Genomic DNA, 18,156 nt, shown 5'->3' on the forward strand with positions numbered 1-18,156 from the left:
ATAAATCGGGCCGATCAGGCAGCCAGCATCGCATCCAGTTTGCCGGCGCGTTCGAGCGCGTGCAGATCATCACAACCGCCCACATGCTGGCCATTGATGAAGATCTGCGGGAAGGTCGTCCCGCCGGATTTTTCCATCATTTCCTGCCGGTATTCCGGCGTGGTGGTGGCGTTATATTCGGCATAATCCACGCCCTTGCTGTCCAGCAGCGCCTTGGCGCGTGCGCAATAACCACAAAAATCCCGCGTATAGATCGTCACCGGTGCCATGTTTTCAAAACCTCGCAAACGTGCGGTAAAACGCACGATAAAGTCATGTCATTCAGGTTTCATATAGGGCCGGAAATGGCCATTGCAAAGGTCAAAACTGTCACATCCACGGCACCTGCCTTGCGCAGGGCGCGGCTTGCCGCACCGACCGTTGCACCGGTGGTGTAGACATCATCCACCAGCACCACGCGCTTGCCGTAAACATCGGCCTCGCGGCCGGGTGCCAGGGAGAACGCGCCCCGCACATTGTCCCGCCGGGCGAGCGCCGAAAGCCCCACCTGCCGTTCGGTCGGCTTCACGCGCAGCAGCGTGCCGGCGAGCAGCGGCTTGCCGGCGGCCCTGGAAAGATGCCGCGCCAGCTCGGCGGACTGGTTGAAGCGGCGGCGCAGGAAACGGTTGCGATGCAGGGGAACCGGCACGATGCAATCGCATGCCGCAACCGTTCCGTCACTTGCCCGCAGCATCCACAGCGCCATCAGCCGGGCAAGATCGGTCCGGTCCTGATATTTCAGCCGGTGCACCAGCTTGCGGGCGGTGCCCTCGTGGCCGGCGACGGCGCGCAGACGGTCAAACGGCGGTGGTTCGGCAATGGCCTGCGCGCTCACGACACCTTCCCCGTGGTCCCGGGCGAAGGGAATGCCCAGAACCTCGCAAAAAGGGCGATCGATAAAGGCCACATCCCGCCAGCAATCGGGACACAAAGCCCCCTCGCCGCCGGTCAGGCGATTGCAGCCCGCGCAGGTCGGCGGGTAAACCAGCCGGAAGATCGGGCGCAGCATGTCACGCGCCGCCGCCGGTACGACGGCAGACTTCGACAGCAACCCCGAAAACAGATCGTCACCAGCACCCATGAGGTTGACTTTAGCGCCGAACGGGTGCCTTTGCGAGGGCGATACCTTCCGGCCCGATGCCGGAAAAACAATGCCCGAAGCGGCATGACAGCAACGATACGGCCCGCCCATTCCGAAGGCACAGAGACCGAGCAGGCAAGACGATGGATATTCTCTTTGACGAGGCCCTGATCGAACAAAACCGGCGCCGGGCATGGAACCGGCGCGATGACAAGGCCCTGTTTCTTCTCGACATGGCAGCCGAAGAACTGGCCGACCGGCTCGCCATCGTCGAGCGCAAATTCGAGACGGCCATCGAACTGCACGGCGGAACGGGCGTAACCGCCCGGCGGCTGGCGGAGACCGGCAAGGTGGATGCCATCCACCGTATCGAAACCGACCGCGGTTTTGCAACGGATGAGAACATTCCCGAAGCGGCCTCCATGGAGCATCTGCCGCTTGAGGAAGCCTCCGCCAATCTCATCGTTTCACCGCTTGCCCTGCACCTGACCAATGACACGCCCGGTGCGCTGATCCAGATACGGCGGGCATTGAAGCCGGATGGCCTGTTTCTCGGCGCCATCCCCGGCAGCGGCACCCTGCAGGAGCTGCGTGACGTGCTGCTGACCGCAGAGGCGGAACTGACCGGCGGCGCAAGCCCGCGCGTCATTCCCTTTGCCGATGTGCGCGATGTCGGCGCGCTTTTGCAGCGCGCCGGTTTTGCACTTCCCGTTACCGATGCGGAAACCTACACGGTGCGTTACGACTCGATTTTTCCGCTGATGCGCGACCTGCGCGCCATGGGCATGGCCAATCCGCTGGCAAGCCGCAGCCGCAAACCGCTCAACCGCGCCTTTTTCCTGCGGGCGGCGGAGCTTTACGCCGAGCGTTATTCCGATCCGGACGGACGAATAAGGGCGACATTTTCCATCATTTATGTATCGGGCTGGGCGCCGCATGAGAGCCAGCAGAAACCGCTGAAGCCCGGCTCGGCCAAGGTGCGCCTTGCCGACGCCTTGAAGACCACCGAGGTGAAACTGTCCTGATCTTCAGAGCCCGTGGCTTCAGAAGTCGGCGAGAGTATCGGCGATGAACTGAAAAGCGGTGTTGATATTGCCGCTGATCGCGCTTGCGCCGCCGATAATGGCGGCGGAAATCAGGCCGATGATCAGGCCATATTCAATGGCGGTCGCACCGTCTTCATTGTTGCAAAATCTGATAAAGGAATGCAGCACGATAATATGTCCAATCCGCCATCCGTTGCGTTCCGGCAGCCGGCATCGGCTTGTTAAAACCGGTTCCATCCTAAGTGGCCAATGTGAGAAATCCGTTACCCGCGATGGTAAACGATCAGCAACCGCTCTCGTTGCTGTAACCCGTGACCACGCAGGGCATCTCCGGCATCGGCTGGGTGATGCTGCGGCGGATGGAATAGGTCTTGCCGACATCGGTCTTCTTGATGGAGCCAGTGCTGATCATGTCGTAATTGTCGGGAAACTGCGCCACGCGTGTGGAGGATTTCCCGGCAAGCATGGGGGTGATGATCAGGGAGAGCGCGATGACCGCCGTGCCGAACAGCAGCGCCACATTGAGCGCGCCGGTGCGACGGGATTTGTTGGAATACAAATGACGACCTTCCACCGTCTTCCAGAAATCCTCGTTCATGACCAACCTCGTATCGCGCAGTTTACCGCTTCTTTAGCTTAACAATCTGCCAGAGGGTGCTGAACGATCTCTTAACGAAGCCCCGTTTTGGCACGGCAAAGCAGTGGAAGAAGGGCGTTTTCACGAAGCTGTGACGGGGACAGGCGGGATGGCCCGAAGGGCCCTCCCAATTTTACAGCAAATCCTGAAGGAAGGGGATGAGCGGCTCATCGGCCGGCGGCATGGGATAATCGCGCAGCGCCTGGGGTTTGACCCATTTCAGCGCCTGCCCTTCCCGGCCATGGGCGATGCCCTCATAACGGCGGCATACATAAAGCGGCATCAGGAGATGGAAGGTCTCATAGGTGTGGCTGGCAAATGTCAGCGGCGCGAGGCAGGCGACCTTGGTTTTGACGCCCAGTTCCTCGTCCAGTTCACGGACAAGGGTTTCCTCGGGCGTCTCGCCATGCTCCACCTTGCCGCCGGGAAACTCCCACAGCCCCGCAAGCGACTTGCCTTCCGGCCGCTGTGCCAGAAGAATACGGCCATCCTGATCGAGAAGCGCGCAGGCGGCGACCAGCAGAATTTTTTTGCCCGCCTCGCTCATTTTTCAGCACCCTTGCACCAGTAGCGGTAACGATAAGCTTCGGTGAAACCGAATTTCTCATAAAGCGCGATCGCCGGCACATTGGTGGAAACGACCTGCAACCAGGCGGTTTTTGCACCGCTTATTCTCGCCCAGCGCAACGCCGACGAGAGAATCTGCGTAGCAAGACCCTTCTTGCGCTGCGACTTTTCGACATCGAGCGAAATGATGCCGGCAAGATCATTATCCTGCACGCAGATCACGGTGGCGAGCGGGCTGCCCTCCACTTCCTCATTGATGAAGAGGCCAAGCGTCGGCTTGATGGAACTGACGATTTCCGCGATTGCCGGGCGCAGCGCCGGATCGCCATCGCTGACCTTGATGCTCGCTTCGACAAAACGACCGATATCATGGCTTGGCAGGCTGACCAGCGTTTCCGGCAGTTCCATGTTGGAGAGATCGGCCGTCATGACCTTGACCTCTTCGAACACGGACCAGCCATCCTCGACCAGGAAATCCATAAGCTGTGGCGGCATCAGCGTCGTTTCACGCACCACCAGCGGCCGGCCGAAATCCTCGAAACGCTTGCGCGCCTTTTCCAGCCGCACCGCGCTGTTGCCGTAATCGGAGGGATCGAGCGGCACCACGCAGTTGATGCGCTTGGAGGGATGCGAACCCGTGAGGCGGATCTGCCAGCTGCCGTCATAGATCACTGACGAGGCAGGCCATGCCCGGAAGCTGACGGCTTCCAGACGGCGAACCAGCGGCAGATTGACGGCACTTTTTTCCTGCATTCTCTTCGGCTCCAACGGTCAGCTCCGGTAGTCGCCGTTGATCGCAACATATTCCTTGGTCAGATCGCAGGTCCAGACCGTGGCCGTGCCATTGCCGAGACCGATATCCACCTTCACCGGAATGTCTTCCAGACGCATCACCGCGCTGGTCTCCGCTTCGGAATAGTCCGGGTCGCGCTCGCCATTCACGGCCACGCGCACGCCGCCGAACCAGATGGCGAGACGGTCGCGGTCGGCCATTTCACCGGATTTGCCGACGGCCATGACGACGCGACCCCAATTGGCGTCTTCGCCGGCAACGGCAGTCTTCACCAGCGGCGAATTGGCGATGGAAAGGGCGATCTTCTTGGCGGCGGCATCATTTTCCGCACCGGTGACAGTGACTTCCACCATCTTGCGCGCGCCTTCACCGTCACGGACCACCTGCAAGGCAAGGTCTTTCAAAAGATCGTTCAGCGCAGCGCGGAAGGAGGAAAGGCGCTCGTCGTCGGCGCTCGTCACCTTCACCTGGCCGTCTTCAGCGGCAGCACCGGTCGCAAACAGCATCAGCGTATCGGACGTGGAAGTGTCACTATCGACCGTTACGGAGTTGAAGGTCGGGCCGACACCGGCGGAAAGCAGGGACTGCAGGGCGGCAGGCGCAATATCGGCGTCCGTCACCACGAAGGAGAGCATCGTCGCCATGTCGGGCGCGATCATGCCCGCACCCTTGGAAATACCGTTGATCGTGACGACCACGCCGCCGATCTCGGCGGTGCGGGTCGCGACCTTCGGATAGGTGTCGGTCGTCATGATCGCCTTGGCGGCTTCCTGCCAGAAATCGGCTTCCGCCCGAACGTTCATATCGCCGAGAACACCGGCAAACTTGCTGGCATCCAGCGGCTCACCGATCACGCCGGTCGATGCCAGGAAGACCTCGCCTTCGAAGCAGCCGACGGCAGCGGCGGCGGATTTCGCCGTCAGCTCGGTCGCGGCCTTGCCCTTGAGGCCGGTAAAGGCGTTCGCGTTGCCGGAATTGACCACCACCGCACGCGCCGCGCCGCCGCCGAGATTGGCGCGGCAGAAATCGACCGGGGCAGACGGGCATTTCGACTTGGTGAAGACGCCAGCGACACTCGCCGGCTTGTCGAACACCATCAGGAGAACATCCGTGCGGTTCTTGTACTTGATGCCGGCGGCGGCCGTCGCCATGCGCACACCGCGCAGCGCGGGCATGTCGGGATAGGATTTCGGAGCGAGCGGGGAAACGGCAACGGACATGGGAAGCGCCTGAAATTCTGGAAAGGGAGGGTCTGGGAATGCCTGAGATGAAACGGGGCGGCCCATAGCCGCCCCGTAACCTGAATTTTTACTGCTGCGGCTGAGCCTGCTGTTCCTTCGTGGCTTCGTCGTAGCCCTTCTTCAGCGTCTCATCCATGATTTCGATCTTCTGGTCAGCCTTTGCCTTCTCGATGAGGGCAACGTATTTGTCACGCATGACAAGCTGACGAACCTGCGGTTCGACCTGCTCGAAAGCCGGCGGCGGAGCGATACGCTTGTCTTCCAGCTTGATGACGTGGAAGCCGAACTGGGTCTTCACCGGGGTCTTGGTGTAGGCGCCCTTTTCGAGGCCGAAAGCGGCTTCTTCGAATTCCGGCACCATGCGGCCCTTGCCGAACCAGCCGAGATCGCCGCCATCATCCTTGTTGGAATCGGTCGACTTTTCCTTGGCGAGTGCGGCGAAATCCTTGCCCGAATCAAGCTGCTTGATGATGTCCTTGGCTTCGTCCTCGCTGGCGACGAGGATATGCGCGGCCTTGATTTCCTCTTCCTGCGGCAGGGCTGCGACTTCCTTGTCGTAGCGGGCCTTCACCTCGTCATTGGTGACGGCATCGACCACATGCTTGCGGAAATAGGCGTTGTGCAGCTCACGGTCCTTGATGAATTCCATGCGCTTCTTGAAATCTTCGGTCTTTTCCAGGCCTTCGGCGCCGGCGTTCTTCACCAGAAGCTTGACGTCGATCGCGCCGGAAAGGGCAGCGACCTTCTTCTGCTCGTCGGGAAGCTGCGCGAGCTGCGGGTCGAGATTGCTCATGGCGAGGTCGAGTTCGGACTGGTGGATTTCCAGATCGCCGACCTTGGCGACAACCTTGTCTTCCTGCGCGAAAGCCGGAAGCTGGAGGCCGAGCGTGGCCACAATCACCGCAGCCGCAATTTTATTATAGCGCAACATTTTGAACCTTTCGGGGACAATGCCGGCTCCAGACATGGTTTCCGGCTCTGAAAAAACTTCCAAACACCGGATTGTGGCCATTCTGTAACGGGCAGAACCGTTGACATCATTTGCCCCCCCTCTTATCTGTCACGCAACCTCGCGTCCAGATACGTTGAAGGGCGAAGTCCGTCATTTGTGCTGAAAACAGCGTGACGGAGAAAAGCGCCCGGCATAACGGAATTTCAGAAAGGGCCAGTAAGATGGTCAGTCTCGGCGGAATAGCCCGCAAGTTGTTCGGTTCGGCAAATGATCGCCGCGTCCGCTCCTATAAAAGCAAGATCGCAGCCATCAATGCGCTGGAAGAGGCCACCAAGGCGCTCTCCGACGAGGCGCTGGCGGCCAAGACCGCCGAGTTCCGCCAGCAGCTGGCAGACGGCAAGTCGCTGGACGACATTCTGATCCCGGCTTTCGCCGTCGCCCGCGAAGCCTCGCGCCGCGTGCTGCACATGCGCCCCTTCGACGTACAGCTGACCGGCGCGATGATTCTACATGGCGGCGCCATCGCCGAAATGAAGACCGGTGAAGGCAAGACGCTGGTGGCGACCCTTGCGGTCTACCTCAATGCGCTCGCCGGCAAGGGCGTGCATGTCGTCACCGTCAACGACTATCTCGCCAAGCGCGACGCCGCGACGATGAGCAGGCTCTACGGCTTCCTCGGTCTCTCGACCGGCGTTATCGTCCACGGTCTCGACGACGACCAGCGCCGCGAGGCCTACGCCTGCGACATCACCTACGCAACGAACAACGAACTCGGCTTCGATTATCTGCGCGACAACATGAAATACGACCGCGCCCAGATGGTGCAGCGCGGCCATAACTACGCGATCGTCGACGAAGTCGACTCGATCCTGGTCGATGAGGCGCGCACGCCGCTCATCATTTCCGGCCCGCTGGACGACCGTTCCGACCTTTACAACACCATCGACGCCTTCATTCCGCTGCTGACGCCGGAAGATTACGAAATCGATGAAAAGCAGCGCTCGGCCAACTTCTCCGAAGACGGCACCGAAAAGCTCGAAAACCTGCTGCGGCAGGCGGGCCTTCTGAAGGGCGAATCGCTTTATGACGTCGAAAACGTCGCCATCGTCCACCACATCAACAATGCGCTGAAGGCCCACAAGCTCTTCACCCGCGACAAGGACTACATCGTCCGCAACGACGAAATCGTCATCATCGACGAATTCACCGGCCGCATGATGCCGGGCCGCCGTTATTCCGAAGGTCAGCACCAGGCTCTCGAAGCCAAGGAAAAGGTGCAGATCCAGCCAGAAAACCAGACGCTGTCCTCCGTCACCTTCCAGAACTATTTCCGCATGTACGAAAAGCTTGCCGGCATGACCGGTACGGCGGCGACGGAAGCGGAAGAATTCGGCAACATCTACGGCCTCGACGTCATCGAAGTGCCGACCAACCTGCCGATCCAGCGTATCGACGAGGACGACGAGGTTTATCGTACCGGCGAAGAGAAGTTCCAGGCGATCATCACCGAGATCAAGGCGGCGCATGAGCGCGGCCAGCCGGTTCTCGTCGGCACGACCTCGATCGAAAAATCGGAGTTGCTGGCCAATCTGCTGCGCCAGACCGGCTTCACCGATTTCCAGGTTCTGAACGCCCGTTACCACGAGCAGGAAGCCTATATCGTTTCGCAGGCCGGCGTTCCCGGCGCCGTCACCATCGCCACCAACATGGCCGGCCGCGGTACCGACATCCAGCTCGGCGGCAACGTCGACATGCGTCTGGAGCGTGAGCTGGAAGGCATGGAGCCGGGTCCTGAGCTTGACGCAAGGGAGCAGGCCATCCGCGCCGAAATCAAGGTGCTGAAGGAAAAGGCGCTTGCCGCCGGCGGTCTTTACGTCATCGCCACCGAACGCCACGAAAGCCGCCGTATCGACAACCAGCTGCGCGGCCGTTCCGGCCGTCAGGGCGACCCCGGCCGTTCGAAATTCTACCTCTCGCTTCAGGATGACCTGATGCGCATCTTCGGCTCCGAGCGCATGGACTCGATGCTGCAGAAGCTCGGCCTGAAGGAAGGCGAAGCCATCGTCCATCCGTGGATCAACAAGGCTCTGGAACGCGCCCAGAAGAAGGTCGAAGCCCGCAACTTCGAGACCCGCAAGAACCTTCTGAAATATGACGACGTGCTGAACGACCAGCGCAAGGTGATCTTCGAGCAGCGCCTCGAGCTGATGGAAGCCGACAATATCGGCGAGACCGCAGCCGACATGCGCAACGAAGTGATCGAAACCCTCGTCACCAAGCATATTCCCGAAAATGCCTATGCCGAACAGTGGGACATTGCGGGCCTGAAGGCCGGCATCGCCCAGTTCCTGAACCTCGACCTGCCGGTGGAGGAATGGGCCAAGGAAGAAGGCATCGCCGAGGACGACATTCTTCAGCGCGTCACCGAGGCGGCCGACAAATATGCCGCCGAACGCGCGGAACGTTTCGGCCCCGAGATCATGACCTATGTCGAACGCTCGGTCATTCTCCAGACGATCGACCATCTGTGGCGCGAACATATCGTCAACCTCGATCACCTTCGTTCCGTCGTCGGTTTCCGCGGTTATGCCCAGCGCGATCCGCTGCAGGAATACAAGGCCGAAGCCTTCGAACTCTTCCAGGCGCTGCTCGCCAATCTGCGCGAGGCCGTCACCGCCCAGCTGATGCGTGTGGAACTGGTGCAGCAGGAACCGCAGCAGCCGGAACTGCCGGAAATGACCGCGCATCACCTCGACCCCAACACGGGTGAGGACGAGATGGCACAGGGCATGCAGGCCGCGCCTGTCGCTTTCGTGCCTGCCGAGGAACGCGACCCGAACGACCCCGCCACCTGGGGCCGTATCGGCCGCAATGAAATGTGCCCCTGCGGCTCCGGCAAGAAATACAAGCATTGCCACGGCGTCTACGAACAGGCCTGAGCCGTTCCGGACAGATAAAATGGATCGCCCGCACCTTTGGTTGCGGGCGATTTTCTTTGCACCCCTTGATCGCTGTTGACGGATATCGGCAATTTCCAATAAGGGAGCCTGATCGTCTTCCGGAAAATGCTTTCATGGCCCCTCGCGATCTTGCCGCTTATCTCTTTCTCGCGCTTGCGTGGGGAATGTCCTTCCTGCTGCTTTTGCATGTCGTCGAGGCCTTTGGCTGGATCGGCGCGGTCACGCTTCGCTCGCTCGTCACTGCCGTCACTCTCTTCCTCATCGCGCGGGCGGTGCGGCGGAAGCTTGCATTTTCCGCAAGCTGGAAGGCCTTTACAGTCGTCGGCGCGACGACAGTCGCAGGGCAGCTGATCGGCCTTTCCTATGCGACACCGCTGATCGGCACCGCCATGGCCGCCATTCTGGTGGCCACCATCCCGCTTTTTTCCATGCTCATCTCGCAGGTCTGGGGGCTTGAACACCTTACGAGACAGGGCTTTGCCGGCCTCGCCATCGGCTTCGGCGGCATCGTCCTGCTTGTCGGCTTTCCGGCCGTTCCCGTCACGACCGGTTTCATCATCGGTTGCGCCGCCGCCGTGGCCGCCTGCATCTGCGCCGCCTATGGCAGCAATTATGCCAGCCGCCATCTCAAGGGCGTAGGATCCTGGGAAATCACCATCGGCTCCTTCCTGACGGGCGGCCTGATGACGTTGCCGCTGCTTCTGGTTGTGCCCGTTCCCGCAACGCCCCGCCTCATCGATTATGGTTATCTTCTGATCCAGGCGGTGGTGATGAGCGGGCTGACCTACATCACCTATTTCCGCCTCGTTTCCGTCATCGGTGCAACGAGGACGATCAGCGTCGAATTCGCCGTGACCGTGGTGGCGGTGCTCGTCGGCGCGCTGGTGCTGGATGAGCCGCTTTCGCTTCCCCAGCTCTTCGGCGCCGGCATCATCATTTTCGGCTGCGCACTGGTTCTCGACCTTCTGCCCAAGAAAAAGGCCCCGCCCACCCCTTCCGGGGCGTGAAGGTTTTATTAGCGTTTTCCACCAATAGTCGTGTCGGTCGTCATGAAGCACGCGGGATCGCGTTTTCGGCGCGGGGGAAAAATGCAACCGGGTAAGTCAGCCTACGAGCATTACTGGGATCCGCTGAGAGCTCTCCTCATGCTGCTTGGCATCCCCTATCACGCCTCCCTGCTCTACAGCCACGTGCTGCCCTGGGATATCAAGGATTTCGAAACCAGCACGTTTCTGAGCATGCTCGGCGCCGCACTCGCCACCTTCCGCATGCCGGCGTTTTTTCTGGTGGCCGGATATTTCTCCACCATGGTCATCGGCAGGAAAGGCAAGAGGCGCTGGCTGAGGCAGCGTTTCCTGCGCCTCGGCGTGCCCTTCATCGTGGCCCTGCTCCTGCTCGGGCCATTGCAGCTTTTCCTGCTGCAACTGGCCAGCGTCGCCAAAGGCGATATTCCCGCCAACCGGCTGTTTGAGAGCCTGCCCGATTTGCTGCGTCCGAGCGAACAGTGGATCATGCATCTATGGTTCCTGCCGGCTCTCATCGCCTATTCGGTCCTGCTTGCCGGTCTGTTGTTTCTCGCGGAACGCCGGCCATTGGCCTATGTGAGCAATTGGTTCGACAGCCTGCGGCAGCGGCATGCGACGCTGTTTTTCATCGCGCTCTGCGCCCTGCCGGTTTTGTGGGAGCTGATGACGTATGGTTCCGGCCTGCTTGCCGCCAAAAGCGGAAGCCGCCTCTTTCTTCTCTATGAACGTGCCTCCGACCCCTATGCGCGCTACCTGCCGTATTTCCTCATCGGTGCCTTGCTGCACCGGGATCGCGCTCTCTTTCACCGTTTTCGCCAGACGGGTCTACCCACGGCCATCGTGGCGGCGGCGGCCATCGCAACGGCAGTGGCGCTGCGGCTGCAACATCCCTTTTCGAACTCCGCCCTGCTGGTGCTGGTTTCGGCGATTGCCGCAGTGGCGGCGAGCCGCCTGCTGATCGACCTCGCCTGCCGCTATTTCGACAGGCCGAGCCGGTTTGCCAGGCGGATGACGGATGCCTCCTTCACCATCTATCTGTTTCATCACCCGTTGATTTATCTCCTCGGCACGCTCTTCATCCTGATCGCGCTACCGCCGATCCTGGAATTCGCCGTCATCGTCGCGGCCACCACGGCAACGGCCTATATGCTGCACCAGATGATACGCCTGAGCCCGCGCGCCCTTTTCCTGTTCAACGGCATCCGCAAGCCGCCGGCGGCAAGCGATGTCGGGACACAGCTCCCCACCTCCCAAACCCTTCGTTAAGGATAAGGCGCTTACAATCCGGCTGCCTATTCAACTGGAAATGATGGCGTGTGGATCATGGCTATCCTCAACACGGCGGAAAAAGCCTTACCCGCAGGCCTGCGCGCGAAGCTTTCGCCGCTGGGAACGAAAATCGCCGTCCTTCTGTCCGGAAGGGATGAAGTTTCCCGCGCGCAGCGCATGGCGCTCGTCACCTTCGCGGTGCGCATCATCAGCGCCGGCATCGCCTTCATTTCCCAGATCATTCTCGCCCGGCTGATGGGCGAATTCGAATATGGCCTTTTCGCCTTTGTCTGGGTTCTGGTGATCCTGTTCGGCAACCTCTCCTGCCTCGGTTTCCATACCACCGTCATCCGCTTTTTACCCGGCTACCGTCTGGAGGACGCCCATGACAAGATCATGGGGCTCACCTCGACCGCACGCATCTTCGCCATGCTGTCGGCCAGCGCGCTTGCGGTTTTCGGCTTCGTTTTCTTATATTTCTTCGGCGAGCATATCGCCTCCTATTACCTCATTCCCGTTTCGCTGGCGCTCTTCACCCTGCCCATGGTGGCGCTTGGCGACGTGCTGAACGGCACCGCGCGCGCCAATGGCTGGGCGGTCACCGCGCTCAGTCCCACCTATATCGTCCGCCCGGTGCTGATCCTGCTGTTCATGCTGGCGGCAATCGCTCTCGGTGCGGAAAAAACCGCAACGACGGCCATGCTCACGGCCCTTCTTGCCACCTACGTCACCACGCTTTTCCATTTCGCCTTCATGAACCGCCGGCTTAACCGGAATTTCCGCAACTCGGCCCGCAGGGTCCATTTTCGCCACTGGATAAGGTTCGCCTTCCCGATGTTCCTGATCGACGGCATCGGCTTCCTGATGACCAATTCCGATGTGGTGATCGTTGGCCTTTACCTGCCGCCCGATCAGGTCGGCATCTATTTTGCCGCGGCAAAGACCATCGTATTGATGCAATTCGTGTTTTTCTCCGTGCAGGCGGCGGCCGCGCCGCGCCTTGCCGCACTGATGTCGGCCAATGACCGGCAGGGGCTTGCCGGTTTCGCCAGCCAGGCCGCGCGCTGGGCCTTCTGGCCGTCGCTCGCCGTCGGCAGCGTGGTGCTTCTGGCCGGTCCGTTCCTGCTGTCGCTGTTCGGCCCCGGCTTCGTCCAGGGGTATGAGCTGATGTTCTTCCTTTTTGCGGGCTTCCTCGCAAAAGCGGTGATCGGCCCGGGAGAGACGCTGCTGAATATGGCCGGCAAACAAAAATTGTGCGTTGCGCTCTATATTATCATCTTCGGTTGCAACATTGCACTCAACATGGCGCTCATTCCGGTCTATGGTCTGGCAGGGGCCGCGGCAGCGGTGGCGATAGCCATGTGCATAGAAGCTGTGCTATTGCATATTGCCATTCGCCGTACACTCGGGATCGTCCTTTTTGCCTTCAACGATCCCCGGGCGGGTCAAGACACTGGGAAGGCGGTGTAACATAAGCATGTCCAGCGACCCAAAGAATCCGGATTTTCAGGACCCGCGCATCGCTGCGCTGATGGCGTCCGCGGAGCGTGACCGGCCGGTGGCCGACAGCAGCCGGCGTGTGGGGCGCGACGGCCGGGAATTCTGTATCTATCCGGGGCAGCTCGGTTACGACATGCAGGAAGAGCTCGACTTCCTGTCCAACCGCGTCATGGAGGCGAACGTCTTCTTCACCGGGCGGCTTCTCGCCCCCGCCATGCCGCGCATCGATGACAAGTCCGTGCGTTTCGCGCTCATCCGCGACGAGAACGGCGCCAGAAGCCGCATGCGCTTTCTGATGCCCTTTACCGTGGAAAAGCCGGGCTTTTCCATCGGCCCTTCCATCGTTCGTGTCTGGGCCAATCCATTCGGACCGCTCGGCACGCCGCTGGTCGACACCGAGGGGGCGGCCGAAACCCTCGACAATCTTTTCGACGCGCTTTCCGACAGGGACATGCGCCTGCCGAATGTTCTGGTGCTGCCGGATGTGCGACTGGAGGGACCCTTCGCCCGCATGTTCAGGGCCATTGCGCTCAGCCGCAATCTGCCGGTGACGACGACGGGCCATTATCACCGGCCGATGCTGGAAAGTCTCCTCGATGGCAGGGCCTATCTGCGAAACGCCCTTGCCCCGCACCATTTGCGCGAAATGAGCAGGCAATGGCGCCAGCTCGAAAAACTTGGCCCCCTCTCCTACGCCGTGACCCGGCAGCCACAGGACGTGCGCTACCGCATGGAGGAGTTTCTGGCGCTGGAGGCGAGTGGCTGGAAAGGCCGCAAACGCACCGCGCTGGTCAATGACCGATATCGCGCCGCCTTCGCCCGCGAGGCGATCACCAATCTGGCCGAAGCGGATGCGGTGCGTATCCACACCATCGATCTCAATGGCAGTGCCATCGCATCCATGGTCGTCTTCATCACGGCCGGCGAGGCCTATACGTGGAAGACCGCCTTCGACGAAAACTATTCGCAATTTTCTCCCGGCAAGCTGCTGGTGCAGAAACTGACCGACTGGCACCTGGATGACGCCAATATTCTGCGCAGCGACAGCTGCGCCGTGCCAGATCATCCGATCATGAGCCGCTTCTGGCAGGAACGGCAGGAAATGGGCACGCTGGTCGTCGGCCTGACGCAAAACAGCGACCGCGACGTGCGGCAGGTTTCCACGCAGGTGGACATGTACCGCAACACCCGCAACCTCGCCCGCAGCCTGCGGCAGAAAATCCTGTCCTTCGGACGCAAGGGCAATTGATCCGAAGGACGCCGGGCGCCCTTCGGATTGACCCGGCAAGTGAAGCCAGTTTCAGCGCGACGCCGTCCGGATCATCTTGCACAATTGCGTCAAGGCCGCATCGTATCCGCCTCCCAGAATGTCGATGCAGCGGCGGGCGAGCTTTATCTGCTCGGTCCGCGACATGTCGTTATAGGCCTGCAAGGCGTTGCGCACGGCGCCGGGCGACACCGTGCCCGAGCCGCCGGGATTGGAAGGACTGCCACCCGGATTTCCGGGTGTGCCGGTTGAGCCCGAGCCGCCGATGCCAACCCCGACACCAAGGCCAAGTCCGTCCGATCCACCGACATTCGCCCCGACATTGGCATTGATGCCATCAGAGCCGCCAACGGAAGCGTTCACACCCGCATTGACGCCACTGGAACCGCCGACGGATGCATTGACATCCGCATTGACCCCGTTGCTGCCGCCAACCGAAGCGTTGACATCCGCCCCCAGGCCACCGCTCCTGCCGCCGACATCGGCGCTGGCATTGACACCACCGCTGCCACCAACGGAGGCATCAACCCCGAGCCCGCCGCTGCCATTGTCACCCACACTGGCATTGACCCCATTTTCGCCACCAAGGCCGATATCCAGCGCATGGGCATGGACCGGCAAGATCAGGCAGGCAGACAATAATAAATTGCGAGAAAGCGCCCTCATAATTTCCTCCCTATGAGTTTAGCCATTCCCGCCCCGCGTGGAAATTCCACCCTGACATCATAATTCAATTAGTAATTGCGTATATTCTAATTTATTAGAGGTCCCTAATATTACCCTAATACGGCGACCATGGGTGTAGTGAACCGGCACAGTCACCGCCCGCGACATTTTGATTGGCAGCATGGCAAAGACGGAAAACCGCGCGCGCAAACACGCGCAATTCAGAAGGATAAGTCAGCTTTGGGGTTGCACGCATGGTCTTGCCCATGATAGACGCCGTGGCATTACCACCGTTGCCCCAATGGCGGAATTGGTAGACGCGCCGCACTCAAAATGCGGTTCCGAAAGGAGTGCTGGTTCGATCCCGGCTTGGGGTACCATTTCCTAAAAATCGCATTGATTTTCTTGGGCCTTTGGTCCGAAGTGTCCAAGTAGTTCACACAACTTCGAAAAGTTGGACACTTTTGTTCTGCTTTTTGGTCAATCGTCGCTGGCGCCTACGGCCTGATACATTAGCTTGGCGATCTGCTCGCACGAAACCAGCAAGCACGAACGTGCCGTGCTGCCGTTTTCCTTATCGGCAGTGAAACTGGCAACTCGTTTAAAATCGCAAACTCGGAGCTAATAACGAAATCTAACGACCTTTCCTTGGTCGTCCTTTATTTGAAACTCAGAATAATCCCTCAGGATGCTGCGGTGGAGAACAGTGCTAGCACGATTCTTTCCACCGTTTTCGACATAACATCCCAAGCCTGCGGTGAATTCAAACGTAGAGTCATTGTCAAGTTGGAGCAGTCGATCGTGAGCTTGCGTTTGCGCAGGCGCGATTTTGTTAGATGTAGAAATCGTCAGACCGTTAACGTCAATGTGAGCTGCAAGTGTATTTTGAATGTGTTGGGTATTCAGACCGTCTAAAAGACCTCGACCAACATAGATATTTATTCGGCCGGGAAATGGGCCAAACAACGGACTATAAGAACTGAAAAGATCAGTGAGCGACGCGAGGCTAGATATACCAAAGTATCTATCATATATTTTTATCTCACTGATGTAATTCAAGTGCTCCGCGACGTGATCGGACATTTTGGATACCCCGCCATCAACCAAGCTCCATGAAGATATTACATTGGTTTTATGTCGATTGACGATCTCATCATATCGAATACTATTAGCGTGATGAGTAGAGATGCCGAATCTAAGGAACTCAGCAGCATCTTGGGAACAAAGCGGGGGCCAATGTACAAAGTTTTTACCGCACATCAAAGAGAGCTCGATGTACTCGCTTTTCAATTCACTCAAGGAAGTATTGAGATTCTTTTTCATGTCGGAGCGTTGGACACTGGAAAGTTTCCGGGCGTTCAACAGGCCTGCCAGCACTTGGGCTTCCGTAGAAGCCGGGTTAGTCATCTGTGTTAGCAGGTTCACCAGCTCATCGTGCAAAAGCATGAATTGCATAAAATGCGTCGGAGACGATCCGTGTTTAATCAGGGCCTCACGGACAAAAGTTTCTTCAGTTGCAACCACGGGTATCATGCGGACCGATTTTCCAAAAGGGTTCGGTAAACTCTGAGGGTTTGATCAAAAAAGCCATCCGGCCAATTGGAACGAAACTCCCCATAATCATCGAGTTCTATCGGAGTGATTTCAGACTCGTCCGAAACGTATGCGATCTGAACATCAGAGGGACGTAGCCCAGACATCTTCCCAGCCCGAACGTTGCTGATGTGTAGTTGTATTCCGTGAATGATATGTTCACTATGGGTTTCGATCACAATTCGCTTTTTGCCTCTTGAAGACTCTTCGCAGAGTATTTCCCCAAGTCGCGTCTGGGACCACGGGTACAGGTGCAATTCCGGTTGCTCCACAATGAGCTTGGTATTGTCTGGCATTGCGGCCAACTGCACCAAGATTGGAGCTGCTTGCGAAAAGCCTACTCCAACATCAACAACGGAATCACTTTGCGCGGATCGCCCCGACTTGGTGCGAAGATCGATAAGATCGCGCCAACTATTTATTTCTATTTCATTCCCCAATTTAAGGCGCTGAAACCAAGAATCTAATCTTGAATAATCATCTTTAATTCTTGAATGTTTCTTACCTGCTTTCACCGCTCTCTGACGAAGATAGTGATAAACCGCAGCAGTGTGCGCGCCTGTAGGTCCAACCACTTGCCGCTCGTCCGTAAGTGTCATGGACCGAACGGGCTTCTCTCGCAACGAAGCAAGCGCAAACGTCCTTTCCGTTAGGGCATTAAATAAGGCACTATGAATCGGAGAGAGAACATATCGCTCCAGCGCATAAATAAACTGAAATAAACCCTCCCCGCTTCTCTCTGGAAGGATCGACATTCCTCTTTTATTGTCTCTTTTTGCTTGTATACTTCCCCTAAAAGCTTTCGCTACTCGTTCGAAAGTTACAGCGTCTCCCAATAGATTACGATAGCTATGCCTCAGCAATTCAAAAAATGCCTGATTGACATTAATGCGGAAGCTCTCATCCGTTTTACTCATGCGCGTAAAACTAATAACGTTATCAGATTTAATATAATTATTTATATCGACTTCTTGACTTGGAGATGGAATGTAAATCGAATAGGACTGAACGCGCCCATGGCTAGTCTGAGGATCGTTTTCCTGAAAAATCTCTACAAAAATTTGCTTCTGCCTTGTCCAAGAAACGCCGACGATTCCGCCCCTGATCCCAAAAACAAAACCTACGTTTCTTTTAATGTTATGGTCTTTCACGTATTCAACAAAGTTTCCAATGTCGACATACTGACCTTGCGCGATGAAGCCCGCGTGATCGGAGGGGTCACCATAAGTCTGCTTAAATGCCAAAAGCCCCTTTATTAATGATGATTTTCCAGAGCTGTTTGGTCCGACTAGAACGGTTAAGCGCTTTGATAAGTCCAGCGTTGTGTCGTTATATCTCTTAAAATTTAAATACCTGACGGCCTCTATCACAACTATCCCCTCGAATGGCGATTCGGATACAACTTAACCATGCAATTGGTGTCAAGAAAAATAAAGCTATACTGGCTTACCATCACAGATTAGCTGCCGTCGGTGTCACACTGAAACAACCAAACGGAGAAGCGGGCCTTGCCCAACATG

Annotated in this window: 17 protein-coding genes and 1 tRNA gene; 7 read left to right on the top strand and 11 right to left on the bottom strand. The window is 58.3% G+C overall.

Annotation, left to right across the window (positions count from 1 at the left end; genetic code table 11):
* Positions 1-14 precede the first annotated feature (14 nt).
* On the bottom strand, positions 15-269 hold the full coding sequence (gene grxC / locus QD336_RS11895; protein WP_499170816.1) for a glutaredoxin 3: 255 nt from the start codon (positions 267-269) through the stop codon (positions 15-17).
* A gap of 59 nt (positions 270-328) precedes the next feature.
* On the bottom strand, positions 329-1,120 hold the full coding sequence (locus tag QD336_RS11900; protein ID WP_499170818.1) for a ComF family protein: 792 nt from the start codon (positions 1,118-1,120) through the stop codon (positions 329-331).
* Between the two features lie 143 nt (positions 1,121-1,263).
* Between QD336_RS11900 and QD336_RS11905 the strand changes: the two genes are divergently transcribed.
* Positions 1,264-2,145, top strand: a complete 882-nt coding sequence (locus QD336_RS11905) for a methyltransferase domain-containing protein (protein ID WP_499170819.1) — start codon at positions 1,264-1,266, stop codon at positions 2,143-2,145.
* A gap of 18 nt (positions 2,146-2,163) precedes the next feature.
* Here QD336_RS11905 and QD336_RS11910 read toward each other — a convergent pair whose 3' ends face one another.
* The 6 genes from QD336_RS11910 to QD336_RS11935 all read right to left on the bottom strand — a co-directional run bounded on the left by QD336_RS11910 (position 2,164) and on the right by QD336_RS11935 (position 6,335).
* Positions 2,164-2,334 (bottom strand): Flp family type IVb pilin, encoded by a 171-nt coding sequence (locus QD336_RS11910; RefSeq protein WP_269342570.1) that lies wholly within the window; start codon positions 2,332-2,334, stop codon positions 2,164-2,166.
* Between the two features lie 115 nt (positions 2,335-2,449).
* Positions 2,450-2,764 carry a hypothetical protein gene (locus QD336_RS11915; protein ID WP_269342568.1) on the bottom strand — a complete coding sequence of 105 codons (315 nt, stop codon included), beginning with the start codon at positions 2,762-2,764 and terminating at the stop codon, positions 2,450-2,452.
* Between the two features lie 172 nt (positions 2,765-2,936).
* Positions 2,937-3,350, bottom strand: a complete 414-nt coding sequence (gene mutT / locus QD336_RS11920) for an 8-oxo-dGTP diphosphatase MutT (protein WP_269342567.1) — start codon at positions 3,348-3,350, stop codon at positions 2,937-2,939.
* Complete coding sequence (locus tag QD336_RS11925) at positions 3,347-4,123, bottom strand: GNAT family N-acetyltransferase (protein ID WP_499170821.1); 777 nt, start codon at positions 4,121-4,123, stop codon at positions 3,347-3,349. Before QD336_RS11925 ends, mutT begins: the two co-directional genes overlap by 4 nt.
* An 18-nt stretch (positions 4,124-4,141) precedes the next feature.
* Positions 4,142-5,383 (bottom strand): bifunctional glutamate N-acetyltransferase/amino-acid acetyltransferase ArgJ, encoded by a 1,242-nt coding sequence (gene argJ / locus QD336_RS11930; RefSeq protein ID WP_499170823.1) that lies wholly within the window; start codon positions 5,381-5,383, stop codon positions 4,142-4,144.
* 88 nt (positions 5,384-5,471) lie between these two features.
* The gene (locus QD336_RS11935) at positions 5,472-6,335 is read right to left on the bottom strand and encodes a peptidylprolyl isomerase (protein ID WP_269342561.1); all 864 of its coding nucleotides are present in this window, start codon (positions 6,333-6,335) and stop codon (positions 5,472-5,474) included.
* Between the two features lie 242 nt (positions 6,336-6,577).
* Between QD336_RS11935 and secA the strand changes: the two genes are divergently transcribed.
* The 5 genes from secA to QD336_RS11960 all read left to right on the top strand — a co-directional run bounded on the left by secA (position 6,578) and on the right by QD336_RS11960 (position 14,359).
* Positions 6,578-9,295, top strand: coding sequence for a preprotein translocase subunit SecA (gene secA / locus QD336_RS11940; RefSeq protein ID WP_499170824.1), 2,718 nt, complete (start codon positions 6,578-6,580; stop codon positions 9,293-9,295).
* A gap of 134 nt (positions 9,296-9,429) precedes the next feature.
* On the top strand, positions 9,430-10,323 hold the full coding sequence (locus tag QD336_RS11945) for a DMT family transporter (protein WP_499170825.1): 894 nt from the start codon (positions 9,430-9,432) through the stop codon (positions 10,321-10,323).
* A gap of 81 nt (positions 10,324-10,404) precedes the next feature.
* Positions 10,405-11,607, top strand: a complete 1,203-nt coding sequence (gene mdoC / locus QD336_RS11950; protein WP_499170827.1) for a glucans biosynthesis protein MdoC — start codon at positions 10,405-10,407, stop codon at positions 11,605-11,607.
* Positions 11,608-11,664: 57 nt separating this feature from the next.
* Complete coding sequence (uppV, locus tag QD336_RS11955; RefSeq protein ID WP_269342554.1) at positions 11,665-13,080, top strand: Wzx-type polysaccharide biosynthesis protein UppV; 1,416 nt, start codon at positions 11,665-11,667, stop codon at positions 13,078-13,080.
* Positions 13,081-13,087: 7 nt separating this feature from the next.
* Positions 13,088-14,359, top strand: a complete 1,272-nt coding sequence (locus QD336_RS11960) for a GNAT family N-acetyltransferase (protein WP_499170829.1) — start codon at positions 13,088-13,090, stop codon at positions 14,357-14,359.
* A gap of 51 nt (positions 14,360-14,410) precedes the next feature.
* Here QD336_RS11960 and uppQ read toward each other — a convergent pair whose 3' ends face one another.
* Complete coding sequence (uppQ, locus tag QD336_RS11965; RefSeq protein ID WP_499170830.1) at positions 14,411-15,043, bottom strand: polysaccharide biosynthesis GNAT family N-acetyltransferase UppQ; 633 nt, start codon at positions 15,041-15,043, stop codon at positions 14,411-14,413.
* 295 nt (positions 15,044-15,338) lie between these two features.
* On the opposite strand from uppQ, the gene QD336_RS11970 reads away from it, so the two are divergent.
* A tRNA-Leu gene (locus tag QD336_RS11970) sits at positions 15,339-15,423 on the top strand.
* A 241-nt stretch (positions 15,424-15,664) separates the two neighbouring features.
* On the opposite strand, the gene QD336_RS11975 is transcribed toward QD336_RS11970, so the two are convergent.
* On the bottom strand, positions 15,665-16,576 hold the full coding sequence (locus tag QD336_RS11975) for a hypothetical protein (RefSeq protein WP_499170831.1): 912 nt from the start codon (positions 16,574-16,576) through the stop codon (positions 15,665-15,667).
* Complete coding sequence (locus tag QD336_RS11980) at positions 16,573-18,006, bottom strand: DUF3696 domain-containing protein (protein ID WP_499170833.1); 1,434 nt, start codon at positions 18,004-18,006, stop codon at positions 16,573-16,575. Before QD336_RS11980 ends, QD336_RS11975 begins: the two co-directional genes overlap by 4 nt.
* Positions 18,007-18,156 lie beyond the last annotated feature (150 nt).

Origin of the sequence: Rhizobium sp. BR 250 (assembly GCF_047445855.1) — a bacterium.
Taxonomy (GTDB): domain Bacteria; phylum Pseudomonadota; class Alphaproteobacteria; order Rhizobiales; family Rhizobiaceae; genus Agrobacterium; species Agrobacterium tumefaciens_I.

Excerpts from the sequence above, each read along its gene's own strand:
- QD336_RS11975 (WP_499170831.1), bottom strand. The coding sequence starts at position 16,576 with ATGATACCCGTGGTTGCAACTGAAGAAACTTTTGTCCGTGAGGCCCTG.
- secA (WP_499170824.1), top strand. The coding sequence starts at position 6,578 with ATGGTCAGTCTCGGCGGAATAGCCCGCAAGTTGTTCGGTTCGGCAAAT.
- QD336_RS11935 (WP_269342561.1), bottom strand. The coding sequence starts at position 6,335 with ATGTTGCGCTATAATAAAATTGCGGCTGCGGTGATTGTGGCCACGCTC.
- mdoC (WP_499170827.1), top strand. The coding sequence starts at position 10,405 with ATGCAACCGGGTAAGTCAGCCTACGAGCATTACTGGGATCCGCTGAGA.
- QD336_RS11905 (WP_499170819.1), top strand. The coding sequence starts at position 1,264 with ATGGATATTCTCTTTGACGAGGCCCTGATCGAACAAAACCGGCGCCGG.
- uppV (WP_269342554.1), top strand. The coding sequence starts at position 11,665 with ATGGCTATCCTCAACACGGCGGAAAAAGCCTTACCCGCAGGCCTGCGC.
- mutT (WP_269342567.1), bottom strand. The coding sequence starts at position 3,350 with ATGAGCGAGGCGGGCAAAAAAATTCTGCTGGTCGCCGCCTGCGCGCTT.
- grxC (WP_499170816.1), bottom strand. The coding sequence starts at position 269 with ATGGCACCGGTGACGATCTATACGCGGGATTTTTGTGGTTATTGCGCA.
- QD336_RS11915 (WP_269342568.1), bottom strand. The coding sequence starts at position 2,764 with ATGAACGAGGATTTCTGGAAGACGGTGGAAGGTCGTCATTTGTATTCC.
- QD336_RS11945 (WP_499170825.1), top strand. The coding sequence starts at position 9,430 with ATGGCCCCTCGCGATCTTGCCGCTTATCTCTTTCTCGCGCTTGCGTGG.
- QD336_RS11960 (WP_499170829.1), top strand. The coding sequence starts at position 13,088 with ATGTCCAGCGACCCAAAGAATCCGGATTTTCAGGACCCGCGCATCGCT.
- uppQ (WP_499170830.1), bottom strand. The coding sequence starts at position 15,043 with ATGAGGGCGCTTTCTCGCAATTTATTATTGTCTGCCTGCCTGATCTTG.
- argJ (WP_499170823.1), bottom strand. The coding sequence starts at position 5,383 with ATGTCCGTTGCCGTTTCCCCGCTCGCTCCGAAATCCTATCCCGACATG.
- QD336_RS11925 (WP_499170821.1), bottom strand. The coding sequence starts at position 4,123 with ATGCAGGAAAAAAGTGCCGTCAATCTGCCGCTGGTTCGCCGTCTGGAA.
- QD336_RS11900 (WP_499170818.1), bottom strand. The coding sequence starts at position 1,120 with ATGGGTGCTGGTGACGATCTGTTTTCGGGGTTGCTGTCGAAGTCTGCC.